Here is a 23,537-nt window from a genome sequence, read left to right on the forward strand (position 1 = left end):
GGCAGAGGATAAGACGTGCAGATCACATACTGACCTTGGTCAGCGGCATGGCGGAATCGATGGCGAAGTCCGGGGCGCTGGGGGCGACTCCGGCCTCGACAAGGTTCACGCCGAGCATGGCGACCATGGCGCCGTTGTCCGTGCACAGCTTGATCTGCGGGATGCGCACCTCGACGCCATGCCGCTCACCGTATTCCAGCAGCTTGGCGCGCAGCTGCGAGTTGGCGGAGAAGCCACCGCCCACGATCAGCGTGTTCGAGCCGTACTGCTCGCAGCCGCGCATGGCCTTGCGGGCGAGTACGGTGGCCACGGAATCGGCCAGCGACGCGCACACATCGTCCACGGGGATCTCATGCCCCTCGGCCTGCTCGCTTTCCACCCAACGGGCCACGGCGGTCTTGACTCCGGAGAAGCTGAAGTCGTACGGATGGGCGGCGCCGGCCTTGCCCTGCGTGAGGCCCTGCGGCACGCGGATGGCGTGCGGGTCGCCGTGCTGGGCGTGACGGTCGATGTGCGGGCCACCGGGGTACGGGAAGCCCAGCAGTCGCGCCACCTTGTCGAAGCATTCGCCCGCCGCATCATCCAGCGTGGTGCCCACCACGCCGATCCTGCGAGGCATGTCCTCCACATGCAACAGCGACGTGTGGCCGCCCGAGACGATCAACGCGAGCGTGTCCGGCGGGAACGCGCCGAACTGCAGCTGCGTGACCGCGATATGCCCGATCACATGGTTGATGCCGTACAGCGGCTTGCCGGAGGCCCACGCCAGCGCTTTGGCGCCGGAGACCCCCACGGCCAGGCAACCGGCGAGGCCGGGGCCCGCGGAGACGGCGATGGCGTCCACGTCGGCGAGCGTCATGTTCGCGTCAGCCAACGCTTTGGAAACGCATGGCACGAATGCCTCGGCATGGGCGCGCGAGGCGATTTCGGGGATCACGCCGCCGTATCGCGCGTGCTCCTCCATCGAGGAGGCCACCACGTTGGAGAGCAGCTCGCGGCCGCGCACAATGGCCGCCGCGGTCTCATCGCAGGTGGATTCGATGCCCAGTACGATCGGTTCGCTCATGATTGCCGCTCCTGTTCCTTGTCGTCGCCGTGTTCGCCGTCGTGATTGCTGCCGCGATTGACGTTGCCGCCATCGATGACGTCGGCATCCGCCGCCGTGCCGACGGCGCTCTGGAAGCCGACCACGCGCGGCTCCAGATCCAACGCCATCACGTATGCGTCGATGCCTTCCGGCTGGTAGTACCGTTTGCGCAGGCCGATGCGCTCGAAGCCGAAGCCCCGGTAGAGGGCAATGGCCGGCTCGTTGACCACGCTGACCTCGAGCAGCATGCGTCGCGCGCCCTGGGCTTTGGCCCGTGCGATGAGCTCCCCCATCAACGCCTTCGCGATGCCCCGACGCTGGTAGGCACGGCCGACGCCCACGTCCATGATCTCCGCGTCCTCGCCGTCGTACCAGTATCCGGCGAATCCGCGGACGATGGGAGCCGGCGAGACTTCAGCCGAAGACTCGGCCGGGGATTGCGCTACGCCCACCGCGTCCGGCGACCCGCCCGCCACGTCGAATACGTAAACGCGCCCCGGTGCGGTCAGTTCCTGCCTTACCGATGTCTCGCTCCACGCGTGGTTGCCGAACAGCTCGACCTCCAGCGCCCGCATGGCGGCGATGGCACGCTCACGGCCAAGTTCATCCAATCCCCTGATCATCAGGCCGTCCGCTCCGCGCCTTCATGGCCCAGCACATGCTTGAGCGGCGCCGGCACCTCGGCGTCCGGACGCCGCAGATACAGCGGTTCGACCGGGGCGCCCGGATTGCGGGCGGCTGCGACGACCGCATCCGCAGCGAAGATGTCGAGTCCCTGCGCGCCTTGATCGAGCACGGACTCGTCGACGATGTCGCCGACCGATGCGATGCCCGACAGCACGTCGGCGTACTTTGCTGCGCCGTGGCCGATGACGTCCACCACCACGTCGCCTTCGACGGCCTGACGGTATGCATGCACCGCATGGTTCACGCGCTCCACGATCGACGCCGGGTAATCGATGTCCATGGCGATGAGCGGGGCGGACGGAGCATCGGCGGGCAAGACTCTTCCGGTTGAGGACGTATCGGCCGCGTTCGCAACGGTTGCGGCGGTTTCGATTCCTTCGACGCCTCCCCTATCCAACGGGCTCGGGCACAGTTCGAAATACAGCTGCTTGCGGCGGGCGTCGTTCACGGCGAGCGTGAGCACATGCAACGTCCTGGGATCGCCGAGCGTGCCGGCCTTGGCCCGGCGGATGAGATTCCACTGCGCCTGCGGTTCGAGCACGTTGCGTCCGACGAGCCGGGCGCCCGTGGCGAAGGCCAGCGCCTTGGCCGCCACGATGCCGGCGCGCAGGCCGGTGAACGGCGCGGGCCCCACGCCCACGATGATTTCATCGAGGTCGGCGGACTTCAGTCCCGCCTCCGAGACCGCACGGGCGATGTTGCCCTGCAGCCTCTCCACATGGGTGCGCGAATCGGTCTCGACGATGGGTTCGTGCCCTCCCGTGACGCCGACCGTGGAACCGAACGAGGTGTCGATCACCAGCGTATGGTGCGTGCCCAATGCAATCCTCCTCACAACATCGGCCGGGATATCCGGCCGGAAAAAGCCCTTACGAGTGTACTACCAGGGCAGCCTCGGAGCGGCTCCGGCATGCGCTCCGATTCGTGTCCTGATTCCCTATGCAACGGGAAACGAGGAGATGTGCATCTCGCCGCCCCTTCCCGGTCCCTTGTGGCAAGGGCCGAGACCGGCGAATGCCGGCTACAGCGCGAACGACGCCCAGCGCGCGCCGACCGGGACGAACCGCACGATGCGGTCGCCGTCGCCGGTCAGTTCGCCGTCCTCGTCGACCGCGCGGGCCGCCTCCAGCGGGCGCTCGATATGAATCTCGAGACGTTCGGGGGCCAGGGCCGTGGCCATCTGCTCACCCCACTCCATGAGCACCACCGTGTGCTCGCCGGGGTCCTCCAGCTCCTCGTCCAATCCCAGCGATTCAAGCTCGTCCAGCAGGCGGCCGACCGCGTCCTGACCGGGCGCGTAGGATGCGCCGCCGAGCCGGTAGGCGTCCACATGCACCAGATGCGCGGGCGTGCCGTCCGGGAACCTGCCATCCAACTCACGGGCGATGGTGAAGGTCGGCGAGACGATGGGCTCCCCGATGCCGAGACCCACGCCAAAGCCCTGCGCGAACGTGGTCTTGCCGGCGCCCAGCGGACCGGACAGCAGCAGCACGTCGCCGCCACGCACCAGACCCGCCACGCGGCGCCCCAACGCCTGCATGTCCTCGCCGGTCGGCACCGTCACCGTGGTTGTTTCGCTCATATTCCATACTCCTTTCCGACCGTTGCGTCATGTGCTCCGATGTATCCCGGCATGCCATATGCATGTCCTATGCCGCCGCGTCGCCGGTGTGAAACCACCGCGGCACGTCATCGTTTCGAACAGATGTTCCATTCGGTTCGATTCCCGCCGGCACATCCGTTTCGGGGCGTCCCGGACAGCCACGGGAGCGACCGTCCGCCCGCCGGCCATCATCGCCCCTTGCGGCTGATGTCCTCGATGCAGCGTTCCAGCGCGTACAGCGGATCGCCGCCGTTCGACTTGCTCTGCTCATCCGCCCAGGCGAGCATGCGGATGCAGTGGGACAATCCCGGCGAAGTCCATCCGCCGAGCTGTCTCATCGCGTTGCGCAGCACCCAGGGATTCGTCTTCGCCTCGGCCTGCGAGATCGTGCCGGACTTCACCGCGGACGCCTTGGCGAGGGTGCGCAGCTTCATCGCAAGCGCGCCGATGAGCGCGATCGGGTCCGTGCCCTGCTCGACGGCTGAGCGCATCATCACGATGGCTTCGGCGGTACGCCCCTCCACGGCCTTGTCGGCCACGGCGAAGCCGGTGACCTGCGGGTTGGCCGTCAGATACTGGTTCACACGGTCCAGACCGATGGGATCGTCGTCGAAGTCGAAGCACAGTTGCTCGCACATGGCGGCCAGTTCGCCGGTTCTGCCGCCCAGCACGGAGACGAGCTGTTGGGCGGCCAACGGCTCCACGCGCCGGCCGCGCCTTTCGAACTGGGCGATGACGAAGTTGAGCTGGGCATCCGGCTTCTTGAGGTCGGGCACCTCCTCCTTGCGGGCGCCCGCCTTGACGAGCTGGTCGAGGACGCGCTTGCCCTTCACGCCGCCCTCATGCTGGCAGACCACCACGCTGGAGCCAGCGGGATCCTTCAGCGCCTCCTTGGTGTAGTCCACCAGCGCCTCGGCGAGCCGGTCGTCCGCGTTCTGCAGGTTCGTGAGCTTGACCACGGCCACGTCCGCGAGCAGCGAGGGGCTGACCGCTTCGTCGAAGGCGTACCGGTCCGCCGTGGTGGCGTCCAGTTCGATGAGTTCCGCGTCGGGCCGGGCCTTGAGCGCCGCGGCGCACAGTTCCTTAACGCGTTCCCCGTTGAGATAGGCGTCCCCGCCCGGCACCACCGTCACCGGTGCGTTCGTTGCTGCTCTGGCCATGGTCTCCATCACCCCACATCCGTTGGACAATCAACCGATCAGTCGTCGACGCGCTCCTCCAAGGCGTCGGCGTAGTCGCCCCATGTGGCTTCGGCGAGCGAGGTCAGCCCGGTGTCGGGGTCCTTGCGGGTCACGTAGGCCTTGGTGGAGACCTCGAGGATCTCGCCGGTCTTGCTTTCGGGGGCGGAGACGATCACCTGGAAGCCGAGTCGCGGCAGCACGCTCAACGCGCGTTGCGTGTAGCGGCCGTCGGCCTTGATGAGCGCCTCGTCGAGGAACAGCGTGGTGTAGCTGGGCTTGAGACGGTTCTCCATGCCGCCGCCGAGCAGGTAGATGAGCGCCGCGCCGTAGACGAACGAGGTGAGCTCCTGCAGGGCGCCGCCCGAACGCCCGCCGGTGGAGGTGATGCGTTCGTCCGGCCCGTCCTCGTGATGTACGACGGCGTAGAACGAGGAGCGGCAGCGCGGATCGAGGTTGCGCGCGCCGTAGCTGCGGATGCCGTTGACGTCCTTGACCTGGGCGAGTTCGCGGCGCAGCAGTTCGATGATCGGGGCGCACGCGGCGAACGTCCGGCGGGATTCCCCGATATCGCCCTGCCGGCCGTCGCCTCCGCCCTTCCAGTCGTTGAGCAGGCGGATGGCGCGCTGCAACCCGGCCGCGAAGGCACGGTCCGGACGGCGCACGTCCGCATGCAGCGACAGACTGCCGTGCCGCGGGCCGAAGGTCTGCCCGTCCAGCATCGCGTTGATGCGGTCGAGCTGGTCGAGGATGTCGCCGGCGTCCGTGTCGATGGCGCGTTTGATGGTCAGCAGGCTCATCAGCAGCTGGTCGAGGCACCGCCGGTATTCGGCGTCCGTGGCCGCGACGGCGGACAGCCGCGTCAGGCTGTCGAGCTCGTCGAGATAGTACCGGTAGTCCGCCACGCTGGCGGTCAGCGCGTCGTCATCGGCCGCATACAGGCCGACGTAGGTGCCCATGCGCGATTCGACGGCGGCGCGCTTGGCGTCGGCCTGGCTCTCCAGCAGGGCGACGTGCGCCGCCACGTCCTTGCCGATTCCCGTGATGACCCGGTCCGTGAAACTCGTCTGCGGCGTTATGGAACCTGGCGCGCTCTCGCCCGCGCCCATGTTCGCACCCGTGCTCGTCGCCGCACCCGCGCCGATGATCATATGGGCACGAATCGCCGCATCCGTCATGCCGGAGAACTTGTTCTCGTACGATTCCGCGAGCGCGGTGAGGACGTCCTCGGGCAGGGCGTCGGCGCGCTCGGCCTTGCCCACGCCTGTGCCTGACCCTGCGGCTGTGTCTGCGTTCGCGCCCGTATGGTCGCGCAGCCACAGCACGGCCGCGTCCACGGCCTGTCCGGCGAAGGCGGCGTCACGTTCCGCCTCGATGCGGCGGCGTTCGATTCGGTCGAGCTCGTCGTTCAGCTCGTCACGTTGCCGGGTGAGTTCGGCGAGCTTGGGGTCCTTGACGATGGCGTCGATGGCGTTCTGCGTGTCCTCGATGGCCTTGCGTGCGCCGACCACGTCGATGCGTTCCCATGAGGTGTAGGCGAGCTGGTTGGCCAGTTCGAGTCCGCGATGCAGGTTGTCGGACTGCGTCTTGGCGGCCGTGTAGTCGCGTTCCGCCTCCTGAAGGGCCGCCTGCGCGTCCTTGATGCGTCGGTTGAGCGCGTCGAGGTAGGACTCGTTGGCGAATCCGATGACCTGCGCGCGGTCCTTGATGCCGTGCTGTCCGCGCGAGCCGGATTTGATCTGTCCGTCCGCCTGCACCTGACGGGTGTCGCGGTCCGTGTCGTCGATGGCGTCGACGCACCGGGCGTCGAGCCGTTCGGAGCGGGTCTGCGTGCGCAGCCATCCGATGAACGGCGAGTCCTCGCGGTAACGCAGTTTGCCGGACAGCCAATCCTCATCATCGGATGCGGCATGCCCGTTTCCGTTGTCCCCCGCACCGTCGGCTCCGGTGCGCGCGCGGCCGTCCGCCTCGTAGTCATGCGCGGTGTCGATGAACTGCCAGGTGCGGCGGGTCATCGCATGCGGGTCGATGGTGCTGACCTTGGCGGCGAAGCCCCGCTCGTGGCGCTTGTCCACCAGAATGGTCTGGGCGATGGGCGCGTAGGCCACGTTCATGGCCAGACGCCAGCGTTCCTGATCCTCGCGCACATCCATGAGTTCGGCGACGTAGGGCAGTTCGGCTGCGGTCAGTCCGGTGGCGCGGCAGAGCATGGCCCGGGTCTCGTCCATCTGCTGGGAGATGCGGGTGCGCTGGGATTGTTGCCGGTCGAAGTCGCGCCGGGCCCGTTCGATCGCCGTACGGGCGTCGGCGCGGGCGTTGATGGCCGCGGTGAGGGATTCCTCGCATGCCTCGGCGTGCTCGTCGTATCCGCGTTTGAAGTTCACGGCGTCCAGGCGTCGTTCGTTCCACGCCTCTTCGGTGTCGGGCAGCTGCTCCCCGATGGATGCGAACGTCTGTTCGATGCGCGTGCGGGTGGCTTCGACGTCGTCCAGGGTCCTGCGGGCCTGCTCGAGTTCCATGTCGAGGCGGGTCAGGTTCCCGCCATCCAATCCCTGCATCTGGGCACGGATCAGGTCGAGGCGGGACCGCAGACTTTCGGCGCGGCGGCGGGCGGACTTGGCCTCGCCATCCCGGTCCCCCTGTTCGGCGCGGTCAATCGGCAGCTGCTTGGCCACCTCCTCGGCCATACGGGCCGTCGCCCAGTCGCGCAAGGTCTGAGGCACCGCGCCGTCGGCCGGTCTGACCGGGTCGAAGGCGAGCGCCTTGCCACGCGCCTCGGCCCATGCGTCATAAGCCTCGCGGATGCCGCGCAGGGCGTTCATCCGGCGGGTCTTCTCCTCCATGGCGTGGAAGTTCTGGTCGTAGCGTTCGTAGTCCTCGATGGTGGTGCGGGCCAGTTCGAGGGCCTCCGGCACGCCGAGCACGCCCTGCTTGAAGATGTCGTCGAGCCGGGAGGGCGCGTCCGCGGACTGGATTTTGGCGAGCAGACGGCATGCTTCGGCGCTCAGGCCCATGACGGCCCAGATGTGCTCGTGGAACGCCTCGGCGCTGGGGAACGTGAGGCATTGCGGGTATGCGGCCTTGAGCTGCGTCGGCGTGAACGGCGCGTCGCGGTAGCGGTCCATGACGCGCGGGTCGATCCGCTGGTCCCAGACCGCGTACTGGCGGCGTACGGCGTTCTTCTCGTCGCCGGGCATGAGGTACAGGAACTTGCCGCACGACAGGGTCGCGCCATCGGTCGCGTTGCGGTAGGTGTCCACGATCGCGCCCCAGACGGCCTGCGGCGCGCCGGTTGCGCGGTCGCGGCCGCGCAGGTAGATCGGCCGGTCGCCGTCGCCGGTGTTGCCCACGCCGACCATGCCGAGCAGGTACGTGTAGTCGCTGCGCTCCGAACGGCCCGAGTTCGACGCCTTGTTGAACGGGGTGCCGGTCGGGTACAGCAGCGAAATCTGCGCGTCCACCAGCGTGGATTTGCCGGATTCGCTGGCGCCGGCGAGCAGCGTCACCGGCAAGTCGCGGTCCATGGACGGGCGGAACTCGTGGTAGCCCTCGTACGATCCCCAGTTGACCAGCTGGCGGCTTTCCATCATCCACCGGTCGGCGATCATCTGCAGGTCCTTGGCCATGTCACTCCCCTTCCGTTTCGCCCGCCGCGTCGCCGGCGTCGGCGGCGTTCCCGTCGTCGGACTCGTCCGTTACGTCGCCGAAGAGCGGCTCGGCGTATCGGCGTTCGTCGATCGCATCGCCGTCGTTGGTATCCGTGCCATTCGTCGCCGCATCGGCCGCGGACCGGCCCGCGGCCGCTCCGCCGGCATCATGTCCGTCGGGACCATCACCGATGCCATCCCGTCCATCCTCGTCCCGCACCGCGGCGTCGGCCGCGTCCAGCCACACGTCGGCCAGCTCGCGGTCGAGCACCACCGGCACGAGCGGCGTGATGCGGTACATCGTCTCGTCCTCGGCCAGATGGTCGAGATACCCGTAGGTGCACATCGCGGAGACCACGGCACCCACCTGTTTGAGCACGCCCTCCTCGTCGTTGCGGGAGGCGAGGTAGCCGGTGCCGGTGGCGAGCGCCGCCCTGATCTCCTCGAAGCTGACCAGCCAGTCGTCCTGCCCCTCGTGCGCGTTCTCGTATTCGAGCACGCGGATGCGCAGGAAGGCGAGCAGCGCCGCCTCCTCGCGTTTGAGACTCGTGCGGGTCTTCAACGCGCGCAGCGTGACGTCGGAGTCGGCCACGGGCATGGCGATCATGATGCGGTAGCGTTCGTTGACCACGAGTTCGAGCAGGTCGTTGTTGAGCGAACGGACCACGGCGGCCCGGTTGTCGAGCACGGTGTCGTAGAGGTCGCCGGAGATGTAGCGCTCGCGTTTGAGCGCGATTGCGGCCCGGCGTGCGTCGGCGGTCATGTCGCCGCTGTCGCCCTCGAACAGGGCGTATGGGTTGACCGCGCCTTCGGCGTCGCCGGTGTCCGCATCGTGTGGCTCGTCCGTCGCGTATGACGCGTATGAGGCGTCCGTATCATGCGGTTCGTTCGACCCGTATGCCCCGGAGGCCTTGAGCCGCTCGCCGTTCTCGCCGGGATGCTGGGCCATGTCGTTCGTATCGTCCATATCTTCCCTGTTGTTCATCGTTCCCGTTTCCACGCTCATCCTTACCTCGCCATCGCATCCAGTTCGTCGCGGTCGACGGCCACCGGGCGCGTGACCCAGTCCCTGGGGCTGCCGTCGAGCGAGATGCAGTGCCAAATCACGCCGTTGACGTCATCGCCCCGGTTGCCACGCATGCCGCCATCCGCTCCGTCGAGCAGTCCGCCGGCGCCTTGGATGGCGCCGAGCAGGCCGACGATCTCGCTTTCACGGCGTTCGCGCTCGGGCAGACGGTTGAAGCTGGAGACCACGTCGATACGCCCGTCCTCGAACATCACCGGATTGCGTCGGATGAGTCCAGCCATGCGCCTGACGCGGGGGCCACCGCCGCTGATCAGGGCCTTGAGATCGATGGGCGCGACGTCCGGGGCGTCGAGGGAAGTCTCATCGGCGAGCCCCGGAGTGGCGGCCCGAGCCATCGTGCGCGCCGGACGGGTGGGCAGGGCGGCGAACTGCGCGCCCGCGCTGCCGGTCGGGTACGGGCGGGCGGCGTCCGACGGGTGCTCCCGCGCGTCGGCGTTGAGTCGTACGAACAGCCGGTTGAGGGTGCCGAGCATCGTGCGGTAGCGTGTGTCGGTCTGCTGGCGCACGAGTCGGCTGACGGCCTCGTCGGAGACGCGCATCTGGCTGCGCACCGATTCGAGGCCTACGTAGATGCGGGCGAGTTCGTCACGGATCTGGTCAAGCAGCGCGCTCGACTCGCCGGCCAGATACGGGGTGCGTGCGATGTCGCGCAGCGCGTCGTCGATCTGCTTCCGGCCCTCGTCGGTGATGATCACCTGGAAGGCGTCCTCGAAGCGTCGGCCGGAATCCGATTCGTGGAACAGACGCCGGTATTCGTCGTGGTAGGCGGTAAGGATCTCGTCCACGCTCATGTCGCTGGCCTGCATGCGACGGCGCAGCGCATCGCCGTTGTCCCGTTCGGTGAGCACGAGTTCGCGCAGATCGATGGGTACGCCGCGCAACGTGTTGTGGATCACGGCGATGACGTCGTGGACCTGCGCCTCGCTCAGCGCGGCGTGCTGTTGGCCCTGTTGGATGCGTTTGATCTCGTGGCGGCGTTCCTTGATCTCCTCGTTGAGGAGCTTGACCCGCTCGCCCGGGTCGGCGGTCAGCTGCATGCGCGCATGCTCGATCTCCATGATGATCGAATTGGCCTGCGCGCCCGACAGCGTGCGGGATTCGTCCTCCAGACGTCCCAGCGCCTCGATGGCGCGATGGGCGCGGGCGGTGAGCCGGTAGAGGAACCGGTGGGATGCGGCGTCATGCGAGTTGGCGAGCCATGCGTAGTCGCCTTCGCCCTCCCGGCTCAGGTCCACGAGGATGCGGTGGGCGGCCTCGCCGTACGAGTCGTCGCGCAGCACGTAGTCGCCGTTCCGTTCCAGCAGTTCGAGGCTGTGCGCGAAACGCTCCTCCACGGTCTCACGCGGCAGTTCGCCGGTCAGCGGGTCGAAGGCGGCGCGCAGCAGCGCCACGTAGAGCATCGCGTTCTGACGTAGCAGCAACCGGAGCACTCCGGTCTCGTAGACCGGCCGCAGACGTTCCATCTCACGCCTGATGTCGCCCATGCATCTCCTTATCGTCCCGCCGATCGCAACGTATCGACGCTAGCACATGCACGGGAGGGAGTGTCTCCTAGCGAACGTCGATCTCCCCACAGCCGCCCCGTCCGCGCCTATTCCCCGCGCAGGGCTTCGGTGGGGGTGAGCCGTGCGGCGCGGGAGGCCGGGTAGAGGCCGGCAAGGATGCCGACCAGGACGGCGGCGGCCCATGCGAGCGGCAGGCCGGTCCAGTCGAGGGCGGGCGGCTGGCCGGTGCCGGAGGCCACGCCTATGGCCGTGCCCGCGCCGACCGCCACACCGACCAGCCCGCCGATGGCCGACAGCATCGCCGCCTCGGTGACGAACTGCATGCGGATCGACCCGCGTGTGGCGCCCAGCGCGCGTCTCAGGCCGATTTCGCCGCGTCGCTCCATCACGGTGACGATCATCATGTTGGCGATGCTCATGCCGCCCACCGCCAGAGCGATCGCGCCGATCATGAGGCCGAGCGCGGTCAGCGAGTCGTTGGTGGTGTTGCGCGCTTCGGACAGGTTGGCCGACGCGGTCACGGACACGTTGCCGCCGGAGAGGTTGGCCGCGTGGGCGATCATGCGCCGCAACGCCTCCGCGTCGCCGGGGCGGGTGCGCACGTAGATCCGGCTGATTCGGCCGATGACGTCGGCTTGGTCCGCATAGTGCGCGAGCGCGTAGTCGGCGCCGATGAGGACCGACGAGTCGATGTCCTGCGCCTGCGGCGCGGCCTCGAGGATGCCGATGACCCCGTACCAGTTGTTGTCGATGAGCACGCGGTCGCCCGGCTCGTTGACGCCGAGCCGGTAGGCTGCCTCGGAACCGAGCACCGCGACCGGCAGCTGCTCGTTGTTCCGGTCGATGCCACGGCCCTGGGCGATGCCGACACCGACCGCATCGAGCGCGCCTGGGCGCATGACCGCCACGGCGATGGCGTTGCCGTTGGTGGAGGGCACGAGCTCGTTTTTGAACACCTGCGCCCCATCCGGCGCGGTGAGGAACACGCCCACCCGTTCGACGGCGCGCTGCCGGGCGATGGTTTCGGGCGCGTATTCGGGCAGCGGCACGGGCTGTCCGCTGGAATCCTGACCGGGGGTGACGACCTGCAGGTTCGCGCCGAGCGCGTCGAGCCGGGCGAGCAAGGCCGCCTGATTGGAGGCGGCGATGCCGGAGAGCGCCACATAGGCGGCGACTCCCAGCGCGATGCCCAAGGATGCCAAGATCGTGCGTGAGACGCGGCCCGTCGCCCCGATCCACGCCGTGCGCAGCAGGTCGAGGACGCGCGCGCCGAGCGGCTTGCGCGCTGCCGTCGCCCTGCGCGCATCGGCCGGCATGCCCGCAGACTGTTCCATGCGATGGTCCGGCCCGCTCATGTGACCACCTCCGTGACCGTTTCCGTGACCACGCCGTCCTGGATGTGGAGCCGTCGGGGGAATCGCGCGGCCACGTTCGGGTCGTGCGTGACGACCACCAGAGACGCCCCCGAGGCGGCTGCGTCGAGCAGCAGGGCGACGATCGCGTGCCCGGTGGCGGTGTCGAGCGCGCCGGTCGGCTCGTCGGCGAAGATGATGTCCGGCCGTTTGGCCAGTGCGCGGGCAATAGCCACGCGCTGCTGCTCGCCGCCGGACAGTTGCGAGGGCCTGTGGTGCATGCGCTCGCCGAGTCCCACGCGCTCCAGCGCCTCGACGGCCTGACGGCGCCGCTCCCTGCGCGGCAATGCGGTGTACTGCAGGCCGGTCATCACGTTCTCCAAGGCGGAGACGGTGGCGATGAGATGGAACTGCTGGAACACGAAGCCGATGCGTTCGGCGCGCAACGCGCTGCGACGCCGCTCCCCCATGGAGGCCACGTCCACACCGTCGTAGGCGACCGTGCCGGAGGTGGGCATGTCGAGCGTGCCGAGCAGTGACAGCAGCGTCGATTTGCCCGAGCCGGACGGGCCCACGATGGCGATCCGTTCGTCGCGGCCGATCGCCAGCGACGTGTCGTGCAGGATTTCCAGCGGCGAGCCGTCCTTGCCGACGAACGCCTTGGTCACATGCCGCAACGTCAGCAACGGAGGACACCCCGCGTCCCCGCTCCGGTCGGAATCGGGATCGGCGTACATCACGAGATCACCACCCTGTCTCCGACCTTCAGGCCATCGGCCTTGAGGATCTGCACCTGCGCGTTGGCCACCAGCCCGATCTCGACCGTCACCCGTTCGAGCGCGTTGCCCCGGATTACCTCGACCGCGTACGTGTCGCCGGCGGAGGCGATGAGCGCGGTGACCGGTACGATGAGCGTCTCCTCATTCGAGGCGTCGGCATTCGGCACGATGATCTGGACGGCCGTGGGCCCGAATTTCGCCACCTGCGTCTGGTCGGGGAAGTCGATGCGCACCGAAGGCTGGGTGGCCTGCCCGTCCTTGCCGGTGGACTGGCCGGAGGATGGTCCGGTGGACGCGCCGGAGGACTGGCCGCCCTGGTCAACCGTGGTGAGCGTGGTGTCGAGGGTGGTGTTGTCCGGCAGGACGACCTTCGCCTTGTCGCCGGCCTTGAACGTGGCGGCTTGTCCGGTGGTGATCGTGGCCTGCGCGTGCAGGGTGACGCCCGTATAGGTGGCCGGACTCACATTGGTCTGCCCCAGTTTGGCGGCCACGGTCTTGATGCGGATGGGTGCCGCAGGGGCCACGGCCACGCTGGACGGCTGGAAGACGCCGCTGGCGACGTCCCCGTCGAGGCCGAGCGACCACCGCTGCCATTGGCGGACCGCCTCCTTGGTGTATCCGTCGAAATGATTGTCCGGCGCGCCCCAGAAGTAGCCGAGTTCGGCGAGGTTCTGCTCCAATTGGGCCACGTCCGGCCCGTCCGTGGCGCCGGTGTCGAGCGTGCGCCAGAACGGGCGCTCGCCGTGGAAGAGCACCACGGGCACGCCGTCCATCTCGTACACCTGTTCGCCGGTGCCGATCTGCTTGCCGGCCACCGGCAGCTGGGTGATGACGCCGGTCGCCTCGGCGAAGTCGGATGCCGTGTCGTATGTCAGGGTGGCGCCGAGCCGGGTCTCGGCGTTGAGGACGCCCGAGGTGACCGGCTGGGCGCGCAGCGTGGTCACATCGACCTTCCGCGCGGACGACCGGGTGGATGCCTGCGCGGCCCCGGCCGATTGCCCAGCCAACTGCCCGCTCGCCGTCATCCGGCCGATGAGCGTCCACGGTCTCATGGTCGCGGCCGTCACGGCCAGTGCGACCACCGCGACCAGCACGATGACGATCGCGATCGTCCGGCGCCGTTTGAAGAACCGCCGTGCTTCCGTCCGTGTCATGGTCGTGGCTCCTTCACTGTCATTGCGCTGATATCGAATTCATACGGGATTCGTATGGGTATGGGGTTGCATGGGTAGGGGTCGTATGCATCGGACGCGTATCGCATCGGCATCGCGCTTCCCATGACGGCACAGCGCGCGCCGTCACGAGACCGCGCCGGTTGCCTCGTCCAGCACCTTCATGTAGTCGTAGCCGAATTCCTCGGTCGTGCCGTCGAAGCCGAAGGCGATGTGTGCGTCGCCGACGGGGCATTCCTTGAGGAAGCGGCGCAGTTCCTCCTCGCCAACCGTCTTGGGGATGAGTATCGTCGTCGGCTCGTCGCCGGTCGGGTCGGCGACCCAGCCGAAGCCTTTGGCGCGTGCCTTCCGGGCGTAGTCGAGCGCCGCCTGCCTCTCCTCCTCGGAGTAGGTGGGCGTGCCTGCGGCGAGATCCTGAGCCGGCTGCGTGAAGTCCGGGTTCTTCGCCTCGCAATCAGCGTACTCCTGCTGCTTCGACTCGTAGGGCGAGCCGGCGAGCGCCGTGGCGTCCTTGAACGCCACCCATACGGTGCCATAGTCGATGGAGGTGAGCATGGCGTTCGCGTACAACGACTGGGTGTCGGCGCCGGCGCTCACGCTCGTGCCGCCGTCACCGGACGCGACCGGCTGCCCGCTTGCGTCGATCATGCGCAGCATGACCATGTTCTTGGAGGTCGCCGCCTTCGCCTTGCCTTCCGCATCCGGTATGCCGGGGGCCGCGGTCGCCTGCGCCTCGAAGCCTTTGCCGGTCAGGCAGGAGAGGAATCGTTTGGCGGTCGCATCGGTGGGGAGGGCATCGGCCGCATCGCCGCCGCCGTTCGCGGACGCATCGATACCGGTGACGCCCGTATCGTCGCCGCCGTTTGCGGCGAATGGCGAGGAGCAGCCGGCGAGCGCGGCCATGCACAGGCCGGACGCGAGGGTCAGGGCCAGCGTACGGCGGATTGCGTGGGCGCTTGGGCGGCCGGCGGACTGGGGCGGGCGGCCGCTTGGTGATGGGTTGTTCGTACGGTTGTCGTCCAGGCTGGTCGGCACAACGATTGCAGTGCGCATGGTGGGTTCCTTCTCGGGCTGTAGGTACGTGTAGGTACGGGTTGCGGGTGCGGGCTGTTGTCCGGCCCGTTGCCGTCGTTGTCCATCCAACCGTCCGACCGGTGGCGTGTCGGTGGGCGATTGCCTTACCTTCGGCTTACGTCGATCCGACGTTGGCGCGCCGTCGGCCTGTCATCGATTCGCCGTGGGCCCGCCGCATGCGGCAGGCGCCGGGAAGCCCTGCGGAGGAGCCCGGCCCGTCACGCCCCGCAAAGCCATCGGTCACGATGATCGTTCGTCGCTGATGCGTTGGTAGGCCTCGCATTCGCCGGTGCAGCCGACGCCGAATGGGATGCCGTCATGGGTGGGCCACTTGTCGCCCGAATAGGTGTCGAAGAAGCGTCGCAGCTCCTGATAGGAGACGTCCGAGGGGATCTCCACGATCTTGTCCTCGCCCGGCGAGGGGTCGGCCATCCAGCTGAATCCGTCCGCGCGGGCCTGGCGGGCGAAATCGATCAGAATCTGCTGCGCGTCGGAGTCCGTCGTGCCACCGGGTGATCCGCCGGCCGTGCTGCCGGACTTCGCATAGTTCGGCTGCGCGAAGTCCGGGTTCGCCTGTTCGCAGGCGGCATAGTCGGCCTGCTTGTCCGCGTAGATCGAGCCGGCGAGCGCCTGGGAATTCCGGAACCCCACCCAGGCTCCCTCCTGCTGGGAGACGATGGTGTATATCACGTCCGGGTAGAGCGGGTCGGAGTCGCCGCTGATCTGCATGCCGGGCCCGGGGATGATGGGGGTGCCGTCCGCGCCGAGCCGTCGCACCACCACGGTGGTTTTGGGGGCCGGATCCGAAGAGCCGCTGGGTGCCAGCGCACTGCTTTCGACCACCTTCGCGTCGAAGCCCTTCTCCACCAGGCAGGCCGTGAATCGTTTGGCGATCGTCTCCAGTTCGGCCGTGGTGAGGTTCGCGGCAGGGTCGGCGTCCGTGCCGTCCGATGACGTGCCCGCTTGGGCCGATACGTCGGTCCCGGGCGTCGGGCCGCCGGTTCCGCCGTCTCCGGCGCTGGTGGCCGAGCAGCCGGCAAGCCCGATCAGGCAGGTCACGGCTGCGGCGGTCGTCAGCAGTGTCCTGAAAGGCCGGGCGCCCCGGCAGTAGCGGCCGGCTGCCGAAACCTGTGACTCGTCGGCCGTCGCGTTATTGCTCGCGAACCTGTTCCCCGTGTTCATCGGTTGCTCCCTCGCTTCCTGTTCCACGCGCCGGACGCGGATGTCGCATACCTTGCGGCATCCGGCATCATCGCGGCGTCGCTTCCATGACACCTCCGGACCGGTGGCGCGATGGTGGGAAAATCCCTTACTTTCGCCTTACCGTGGTGCCGCAACGATGGATGCATAACGGCGGATGGATAATGGACGTGATTGGTTCCGGCCGGGTTCGCCCGGCGGAACCATGCGGAAAGGGCGGGATCATGAGGATTCTCATCGTCGAGGACGACCGTGAGCTGGCGGCCGCGTTGGATGACGCGCTGCGCTACGAGGGGTACGCGACGAGCATGGCCACGACCGGCACCGAGGCGTTGCAGGCCCTCGCCGAGCAAACCATCGACATCGTGCTCCTGGACCGTGATCTGCCGGTGCTTTCGGGCGACGCGGTGATGGCCACGATCGCCGCGAACCGGCTGCCCGTGGCGGTGATCATGCTCACGGCCGCCGCCGAGGTGAGCGACCGGGTGAGCGGGCTCGACCTCGGCGCGGACGATTATCTGACCAAGCCGTTCGCCTATCCGGAATTGTTGGCCCGCATCCGCGCGTTGCAGCGTCGCGCCGGACGGGCCGACGCCACGGCCGCGGTCATGACGCACGGGGATCTGACGCTCGACACCACGCGCCGGCTGGTCTTCCGCAATCATGGCCGCACGCTCGTCAAACTCACGCCCAAGGAGTACGGCGTGCTGCTCGAACTGATGCGCGCAGACGGCGGGTACGTGAGCGTGCAGGAACTGTACGAGACGGTCTGGGACGATGCGACCGCCGCCGAACCGGCGGATGTGATCAAGACCACCATCTATTCGCTGCGCCGCAAGCTGGGCGACCGCGACGCCATCGAATCCACGCGAGGGGAAGGATACCGGCTGTCATGACACCGTTTTCCCCGACTTCCCCTGCGGACGGCCGTTTGCGGGGGCTGCGCCCCTTGCTCAACCGTCTCGCCGTTCTGGCCCGCCGTCTGCGTCCCTCATCGTTCCGCGCGAAGGTGACCTTGGCCGTCGCGCTGACAATCATCGTAATGATGACGGCGTTGATCGTCGCGCAGAACATCATCGTGACCCGCACCGCCGCAAGACAGAACGAGATGATGTCGCTGTGCATGAACTACGACGGCAGCGTCTCCGTCTCCACGGGCAAGGAGTATTCGGACGCCGCCCCGACGGGCGACATCCCCATGGCCTGCTACTCGGGCACGCGCGGCAACCTTGAGGGGGCGACGCTGTACTCCCCGGCGAACACGCAGGAATGGGACGACGTCGAATCCGGCGCCTCCCAGGACAAGCCGCTCATCCTCGATCGGAGCAACGGCGTGATCATCAGCACGGCGAACGCAGTCACCGACTCCCTGACCGGCATGATGCGCACGGTGTCCATCGTGATGCTCGCCCTGTTCGGCCTGATCGCGGTCGGGGCGGCATGGTTCATCGGCACGGTGCTCTCCCAGCGCGTGACCGCCGTGGACCGTCAGGTGGCCGCACTGCAGCCGGACGACCTGAGCGCGCGGCTCGACGTGAAGCACGGCCATGACGACATCGACCGGCTCGTGGATTCGATCAACGGCATGCTCGACCGCGTACAGGCATCCTCCGAGGCCGAACGACGGTTCGTGTCCAACGCCTCGCATGAACTGCGCACACCGATCGCCGCCGTGGAGACGAATCTCGACGCGCCGCTCGCCCAAGGCCGTTTCCCCAAGGACGTGGAGCCGTCCGTGCGCCGGGCGCTCGCCGCGAACCGACGCGGCGCGGCCTTGGTACAGGCGTTGCTGACGCTGTCGCGCATCCAGAGCGGCGCGTTCGGCGGCACAGGAGATGGTACCGGCGACGGCGGCAATCATGGCAGCAGCCTCAGCCTCATCGGCGACCGCGCCATAACGGACGGCATTGTGACGGACGGCACCATGACAGACCGCACCATAACGGACGGCACCGCCGCCGCGAACCTGAACGATTGCGTGGACGCCGCACTCGAGGATATCGGCGCGGACGTGCGGGAGCACAGCCTCACCGTGCAGGTCGATCGCCCGGACGCATCCGCCGGTCCCATTGCGGTGCCCGTCAATCCGTCGTTGCTGGCGCTAGCGGTGGGCAATCTGATCCGCAACGCCGCGGTGCACAACGTGCAGGACGGCTCGATCGAGATCGCCATCGATGCGGATGCCGGCACGGATGACGACGGGAACGGGAAGGCGACGACCGGCGGCGAGGCAGCGGAGGGCGACACCGTGCCTGCCACGACGGCCCACGGCGGAGCCATCACCCTGACCGTGACGAACACCACCGACGAAACGCTGCCGGACGATCTGGACGACCTCATGCAACCGTTCCATCGCGGCACCAACTCGCGCATCAGCGCCGTGCCCGGCGTGGGGCTGGGCCTGTCCATCGCGGACGCCGCGTGCAAGGCGATGGGCGCCGCACTGGAACTAGGACGAACCGAGGATGGCCGATTCCGCGCCGCGATCCTGTTCTGAAAGCGGCACGACGGGTCTTCCTGCGTGGTCCTACATGGTCCTTACGTAGTCGTGCATGGTCGTGCGCGTGCAGCGTGATACGCCGCAGAAGCCGTGACGCACCGTGCACGACGAGGGACATGCCCCGTCCGATTCACATCGACCTGCGCAAGCCCAGCTCATCCTGACAGCCCTATCCGGCGCGACAGGCCGAAAGCGCCCCGTGGAAAATTGGGTATTGCCTTTCCCCCGAATCACCGATACATTGGCGAGAGGACCATTATCCATTCATACGAACATCCACGCGAACTCATACGAAACGGAACCATCGTGACCTCACCGAATACGCCTGCAGAAACCCCGAACCAGACCGTGCAGTCCACGCCGCAGCCCGCGGCGGAAGCCGGCAAGCTCCAGGTCTCCGACCTCATCACCATCGGCGTGTTCGCGGCGCTGTACTTCGTGATGGTGTGCATCGCCACGCTCGTGAGCACCCTCGTCATGGGCGGATTCGGCTCGATCTTCCTACCGGCCGTGGCCGCGCTGATCTCCGGCTGCGTGTACATGCTGCTCGCGGCCCGTCTCGGCAAGTTCGGCGGCATCACCGTCATGGGACTGGTGGTCGGCCTGTTCCTGTTCGTTTCCGGTCATTTTGTGCTCTCGTTCATCGCCAGCATCGTCTTCCCCGTGGCCGCCGACTTCATCGCGCGCGCCGGCAAGTACAAAAGCAAGGCGCTGCTGCTCGTCAGCTACGTGGTCTTCTCCTACGGCCTGACCGGCCCGATCCTGCCGCTGTGGTTCATGAAGGACGCCTACGTGGCGAGCCTTCAGGCGCGCGGCAAGGACGCGGCATACATCGATGGCGTCTTCGCCAACATCAACACCGGCTCGTTCTTCCTGGCGATGGGCGCGATCCTGGTCTGCGCGGCCCTCGGCGGCTGGTTCGGACAGAAGATGCTCAGGAAGCACTTCGTCAAGGCCGGCATCGTCTGATGCGGCCCGACCCTAGCAATGCCTCAGCGAACGCCTCACGGCCGTCGGGAACACCGGCGACGGGGGCGTTCGCATATGCCGTCCGGACCGGACGAAACGACCGCGGCAATCACATCCGCGCCGGCCGGCCCACGCTCGACCCGCGCACGAAGCTGTTCCTGCTGCTCGCGGCCAATCTCATGCTGTTCTTCCATGTGGCGCTGACCACGCAGATCGTCATGGTCGTCCTGTTCCTCATCCCGCTGGCGGCGGCCGGACGATGGAAGACGACGCTCAATTTCGCCATCACCTATGCCGTGTTCACGGCGCTGGGCCTACTCGACCCGGACGCGCTCGGCCTGCCATGGCTGCATGTGGTTTCGGCGCTGGCCGTGGGTCTGGCGATGATGCTGCCCTGCTTCATCACCGGCGCCTACGCGTTCACCACCACGTCGGCCAGCGAGTTCATCTGCTCGATGCGGCGCATGCATGCGCCCGAGACCGTGGTAATCCCCTGTGTGGTGGTGATCCGGTTCTTCCCCACCATCGCAGAGGACTACCGTCAGATCCGCAATGCGATGGCCCTGCGCGGCATCGCGGCGGGCGGCTGGGGGCTGTTGAGGCATCCGGCGCAGTCGTTGGAATACATTCTCATCCCGCTGCTCATGAACGCCACGACCGTGGCTCAGGACCTGTCCGTGGCCGCCCTGACCAAGGGGTTGGGACGTGAGGGGGCGCATACCTCGCGCACACGGATTCACATGGGTGCCTTCGACTGGCTGGCGATGGCTGCGGTGAGCGCGCCGATCATCCTTGATATGGCTGGGGTACTGCGATGAGCGTGCGGCACTTGGAATCCAATAATCACACTGTTAATCGGACAACATGTCGATTGAATGGCGATGGGGATGCACAGGACATCCGTATGTGGGAGCCATCCGACATGGAATGCAAAACAGACAACGTGTCGTTCAGATACGAGCATGCACAGGAATCGGCCTTGCACAACGTCTCCTTGGGCGTCCATCAGGGCCAGTGCATCGTATTGTGCGGCGCCAGCGGCTGCGGCAAAACCACTTACTCCCGCATAGTCAACGGCCTTGTTCCGCAGTTCTTCCATGGCGAGTTCACCGGCCGACAGATCACCTGCGGCCTCGACGCGGCGACCGTGCCGATCGACCGGCTCACGCCGTTGGTCGGCAGCGTGTTCCAGAATCCGAAGACCCAGTACTTCAACGCGAACGTCACCGACGAGCTGGCGTTCGCCGCCGAGAACATGGGATTGCCGGCGGACGACATCAACCGGCGCATCGCGTCAGCGGCCGACCGGTTCGGCATCGAACAGCTGCTCGGGCGCAGCATCTTCCACCTGTCCGGCGGGCAGAAGCAGCGCATCGCCATGGCGGCGGCGAGCGTGCTGGACCCGAGGCTGATGGTGCTGGATGAGCCGACAAGCAATCTCGACGCGCACGCCATCGTGGATATGCGCGTCCTGATCGAGCGGATGAAGGCCGACGGGCTCACCATCGTCATCGCCGAGCATCGGCTCGCATGGCTCAACGGTGTGGCCGACCGGTACGTGGTCTTCGACGGCGGCCGCATCGTCAGGGAGTACGAGGCCGACGAGTTTCTGGCGCTCTCCCCCGGCTGCATCGCCGCGATGGGTCTGCGCGCGCTCGACCTCGAGCCGTATCGCAGGCGGATCGCGCAGTTGGAGAAGAATCCGGCGTCGGCCTCCACCGCCTCCGCCGTCTCCGATACAGCGCCGCTGCTCGCCACGCGCGACCTCTCCATCGGCTATCGCGGCCGTGACGGGTTCACCCGACGCGTACCGGATATGTGCTTCCACGCCGGTGAGATCACCGGGCTGATGGGCCACAACGGTTGCGGCAAGACCACGTTGGTGAAGACGCTGACCGGGCTCGTCAAGCCGGCCGGCGGCACCATCATGCTCAACGGTCGGAAGGCCAGGCCGCGCGACCTCACGCGCTCCGGATTCATGGTGATGCAGGACGTCAACTATCAGCTGTTCTCCGACAGCGTGCGCGAGGAGCTCATGATCGGGCTGGACGAGACCGACCCGGCCGTGGTCGCGCAGGCCGACCAGGTGCTCGCCGACCTCGACCTCACCGCGTTCGCCGACCGGCATCCGATGAGCCTGTCGGGCGGGCAGAAGCAACGCGTGGCCATCGGCTCGGCGCTGATGTGCGGCAAGGACCTCATCATCCTCGACGAGCCGACCAGCGGCCTCGACCGTTACCATATGGAGCAGGTGGGCGAACTGCTGCGCCGATTGGCCGCCCGCGGCAAGGCGATTCTCGTGGTCACGCACGATGAGGAGCTGGCCGCCGGCTGGTGCGATCGCATCATCAATCTGGAAAGGAACCAATCATGAACACAGCGAACAACACGTCAGGCGCTCCGGACGCACCGGCATTCGACATCGCCGACTGGCTTGGGAACTGGGAAAGCTTCGAGCACTATATCGACTCGGACGACCCTGCCATCCAGCAGACCTGGGAGGCCGCCGAGCGGGCGGTGCTCGCCAATCCCCGGATGGCGCCGATGGCCGCCCACGGCATCCGCACGTTCTGGTCGATGGCCTGCACCACCACGAGTCCGGAGAACATCATCCACATCGGTTGGTGGCGGGTGAGCGAACCGGATGGAGCCGATGGCGGCGTGAATGGCACCGCAGACGGCGATACGACCAACACCGCAAGTGGTGATACGAACGACGACGACACCGCGACCGCCGCCGGCGTCACGACCGGCGCGGTGATCCGCATCGAATGGTTCGCCGAGGACAACACGAGCCTCGACGTCTACGACTACCGGCTCGACCATGTGATCGCGCACGGTCTGGAAGGCTCCCCGACGTTCGTGTTCACAACCGACGACCCCAATGCCGAGGACAGCCCGTTCCGCTGGCTGCTGGCCATCGCGCCCCTGCCCTCACGCAAGGCGTTCACCGAAAGCGGACTGCTGAGCCATCTGCACTTCCAGTACGCCAATGACCTGCACACCTTGGTGTCCAGTGGAACAGACGGCGGCAAGGAGGGTCAGGCCGGCTCCGGGGAACACCGGGCCAACAGGAACGAATCCGACGGGAACAGGCCCGGCGAGGATACCGTCATCGGCGGAAAGCCGGATGCCGACGTCCGTACCGACGGCACCGCATCCGCCTCAGCCACGGAGACCCTGCGTAACCCGCGCTGGTACGCCACGATGTGCGCCGACGAGGGCACCGCGGAGGACCGTTGCACGATCATCCGCGCGTTGCATCACCTGCAGTAGTCGAGTTCACCGCGAGCATCGCATGACAAAGATCTAGTGTCCTGCGTCATGAATACGTTGATTATGTTTTTGGCTCCCCTTGTCAGGACGTTGCCGTGAAGCAAACAGCGGAGCTGTTTGCAGGCGACGTGCGAGCCGACAGGCGAGCCAGCAGAACACGCGCGAAGCGCGTCCTTAATTGCAGGACGAACTGGCCCGCGAAGCGGGTCTGAGGGGTAGCGAATTCGTCAACGAATTTCCGACGCGGCATACTCGGCGCCGCAACCTTCGCCCCGCCGAATACCTAAAGCCGAACACAAGGCGGTGTTCTTCCGCCAACGGCCGTCAAACACCGTGGTATCCGCACGGCATGTAGACTTCAGCGGCTCTAATGCACTCCGCAGCGACTCAGAAGTGGGATGCAAGTGCAAAATCGGCAAAT

General features: G+C 67.2%; 20 protein-coding genes. 6 read left to right on the top strand and 14 right to left on the bottom strand.

Annotation, left to right across the window (positions count from 1 at the left end; translation table 11 throughout):
• Positions 1-22: 22 nt before the first annotated feature.
• The 13 genes from tsaD to BG22_RS06825 form a co-directional block, all read right to left on the bottom strand.
• Positions 23-1,066: a tRNA (adenosine(37)-N6)-threonylcarbamoyltransferase complex transferase subunit TsaD gene (gene tsaD, locus BG22_RS06765; RefSeq protein WP_094668381.1), complete on the bottom strand. Its 1,044-nt coding sequence runs from the start codon at positions 1,064-1,066 to the stop codon at positions 23-25.
• A complete protein-coding gene (locus BG22_RS06770) occupies positions 1,063-1,710 on the bottom strand; it encodes a GNAT family N-acetyltransferase (RefSeq protein ID WP_140494325.1) in 648 nt (215 codons plus the stop codon). Before BG22_RS06770 ends, tsaD begins: the two co-directional genes overlap by 4 nt.
• On the bottom strand, positions 1,710-2,594 hold the full coding sequence (gene tsaB / locus BG22_RS06775) for a tRNA (adenosine(37)-N6)-threonylcarbamoyltransferase complex dimerization subunit type 1 TsaB (RefSeq protein WP_140494327.1): 885 nt from the start codon (positions 2,592-2,594) through the stop codon (positions 1,710-1,712). The genes BG22_RS06770 and tsaB overlap by 1 nt, the downstream gene beginning before the upstream one ends.
• 201 nt (positions 2,595-2,795) lie before the next feature.
• The gene (tsaE, locus tag BG22_RS06780; RefSeq protein WP_140494329.1) at positions 2,796-3,356 is read right to left on the bottom strand and encodes a tRNA (adenosine(37)-N6)-threonylcarbamoyltransferase complex ATPase subunit type 1 TsaE; all 561 of its coding nucleotides are present in this window, start codon (positions 3,354-3,356) and stop codon (positions 2,796-2,798) included.
• Positions 3,357-3,565: 209 nt separating this feature from the next.
• Positions 3,566-4,537, bottom strand: coding sequence for a DNA polymerase III subunit delta (gene holA / locus BG22_RS06785; protein ID WP_140494331.1), 972 nt, complete (start codon positions 4,535-4,537; stop codon positions 3,566-3,568).
• A gap of 38 nt (positions 4,538-4,575) precedes the next feature.
• Positions 4,576-8,181 (bottom strand): ATP-binding protein, encoded by a 3,606-nt coding sequence (locus BG22_RS06790; protein ID WP_140494333.1) that lies wholly within the window; start codon positions 8,179-8,181, stop codon positions 4,576-4,578.
• A 1-nt stretch (position 8,182) separates the two neighbouring features.
• The gene (locus tag BG22_RS06795; RefSeq protein WP_258186252.1) at positions 8,183-9,187 is read right to left on the bottom strand and encodes a DUF4194 domain-containing protein; all 1,005 of its coding nucleotides are present in this window, start codon (positions 9,185-9,187) and stop codon (positions 8,183-8,185) included.
• A 23-nt stretch (positions 9,188-9,210) separates the two neighbouring features.
• Positions 9,211-10,773: a DUF3375 family protein gene (locus BG22_RS06800; RefSeq protein ID WP_140494335.1), complete on the bottom strand. Its 1,563-nt coding sequence runs from the start codon at positions 10,771-10,773 to the stop codon at positions 9,211-9,213.
• A gap of 107 nt (positions 10,774-10,880) precedes the next feature.
• Complete coding sequence (locus tag BG22_RS06805; RefSeq protein WP_140494337.1) at positions 10,881-12,149, bottom strand: ABC transporter permease; 1,269 nt, start codon at positions 12,147-12,149, stop codon at positions 10,881-10,883.
• Positions 12,146-12,814, bottom strand: a complete 669-nt coding sequence (locus BG22_RS06810) for an ABC transporter ATP-binding protein (RefSeq protein ID WP_258186253.1) — start codon at positions 12,812-12,814, stop codon at positions 12,146-12,148. Before BG22_RS06810 ends, BG22_RS06805 begins: the two co-directional genes overlap by 4 nt.
• 68 nt (positions 12,815-12,882) lie before the next feature.
• Positions 12,883-14,079: a peptidoglycan-binding domain-containing protein gene (locus BG22_RS06815; protein WP_140494339.1), complete on the bottom strand. Its 1,197-nt coding sequence runs from the start codon at positions 14,077-14,079 to the stop codon at positions 12,883-12,885.
• 144 nt (positions 14,080-14,223) lie between these two features.
• Positions 14,224-15,150 (bottom strand): hypothetical protein, encoded by a 927-nt coding sequence (locus tag BG22_RS06820; RefSeq protein WP_140494341.1) that lies wholly within the window; start codon positions 15,148-15,150, stop codon positions 14,224-14,226.
• A gap of 261 nt (positions 15,151-15,411) precedes the next feature.
• Complete coding sequence (locus BG22_RS06825) at positions 15,412-16,353, bottom strand: hypothetical protein (RefSeq protein WP_140494343.1); 942 nt, start codon at positions 16,351-16,353, stop codon at positions 15,412-15,414.
• Positions 16,354-16,595: 242 nt separating this feature from the next.
• Here BG22_RS06825 and BG22_RS06830 point away from each other — a divergent pair, with 242 nt between their 5' ends.
• The 6 genes from BG22_RS06830 (at position 16,596) to BG22_RS06855 (ending at position 23,116) form a co-directional block, all read left to right on the top strand.
• Entirely contained in the window at positions 16,596-17,267 is a 672-nt protein-coding gene (locus tag BG22_RS06830; RefSeq protein WP_094668371.1) for a response regulator transcription factor, read from the top strand.
• Positions 17,264-18,868 (top strand): HAMP domain-containing sensor histidine kinase, encoded by a 1,605-nt coding sequence (locus BG22_RS06835; protein ID WP_140494347.1) that lies wholly within the window; start codon positions 17,264-17,266, stop codon positions 18,866-18,868. The genes BG22_RS06830 and BG22_RS06835 overlap by 4 nt, the downstream gene beginning before the upstream one ends.
• Positions 18,869-19,177: 309 nt before the next feature.
• Positions 19,178-19,840 carry an MptD family putative ECF transporter S component gene (locus BG22_RS06840; RefSeq protein WP_140494349.1) on the top strand — a complete coding sequence of 221 codons (663 nt, stop codon included), beginning with the start codon at positions 19,178-19,180 and terminating at the stop codon, positions 19,838-19,840.
• Between the two features lie 113 nt (positions 19,841-19,953).
• Entirely contained in the window at positions 19,954-20,658 is a 705-nt protein-coding gene (locus tag BG22_RS06845; RefSeq protein WP_140494364.1) for an energy-coupling factor transporter transmembrane component T, read from the top strand.
• A 104-nt stretch (positions 20,659-20,762) separates the two neighbouring features.
• Positions 20,763-22,214 (top strand): ABC transporter ATP-binding protein, encoded by a 1,452-nt coding sequence (locus BG22_RS06850; RefSeq protein WP_258186255.1) that lies wholly within the window; start codon positions 20,763-20,765, stop codon positions 22,212-22,214.
• Positions 22,211-23,116: a hypothetical protein gene (locus BG22_RS06855; protein WP_258186256.1), complete on the top strand. Its 906-nt coding sequence runs from the start codon at positions 22,211-22,213 to the stop codon at positions 23,114-23,116. Before BG22_RS06850 ends, BG22_RS06855 begins: the two co-directional genes overlap by 4 nt.
• 227 nt (positions 23,117-23,343) lie before the next feature.
• Here the strand turns inward: BG22_RS06855 and BG22_RS10950 are convergent.
• The coding region (locus BG22_RS10950; protein ID WP_219846933.1) for a hypothetical protein at positions 23,344-23,537 on the bottom strand (194 nt) is incomplete at its 5' end.

This window comes from Bifidobacterium sp. UTBIF-78 (assembly GCF_006408945.1).
Lineage (GTDB): Bacteria > Actinomycetota > Actinomycetes > Actinomycetales > Bifidobacteriaceae > Bifidobacterium > Bifidobacterium myosotis.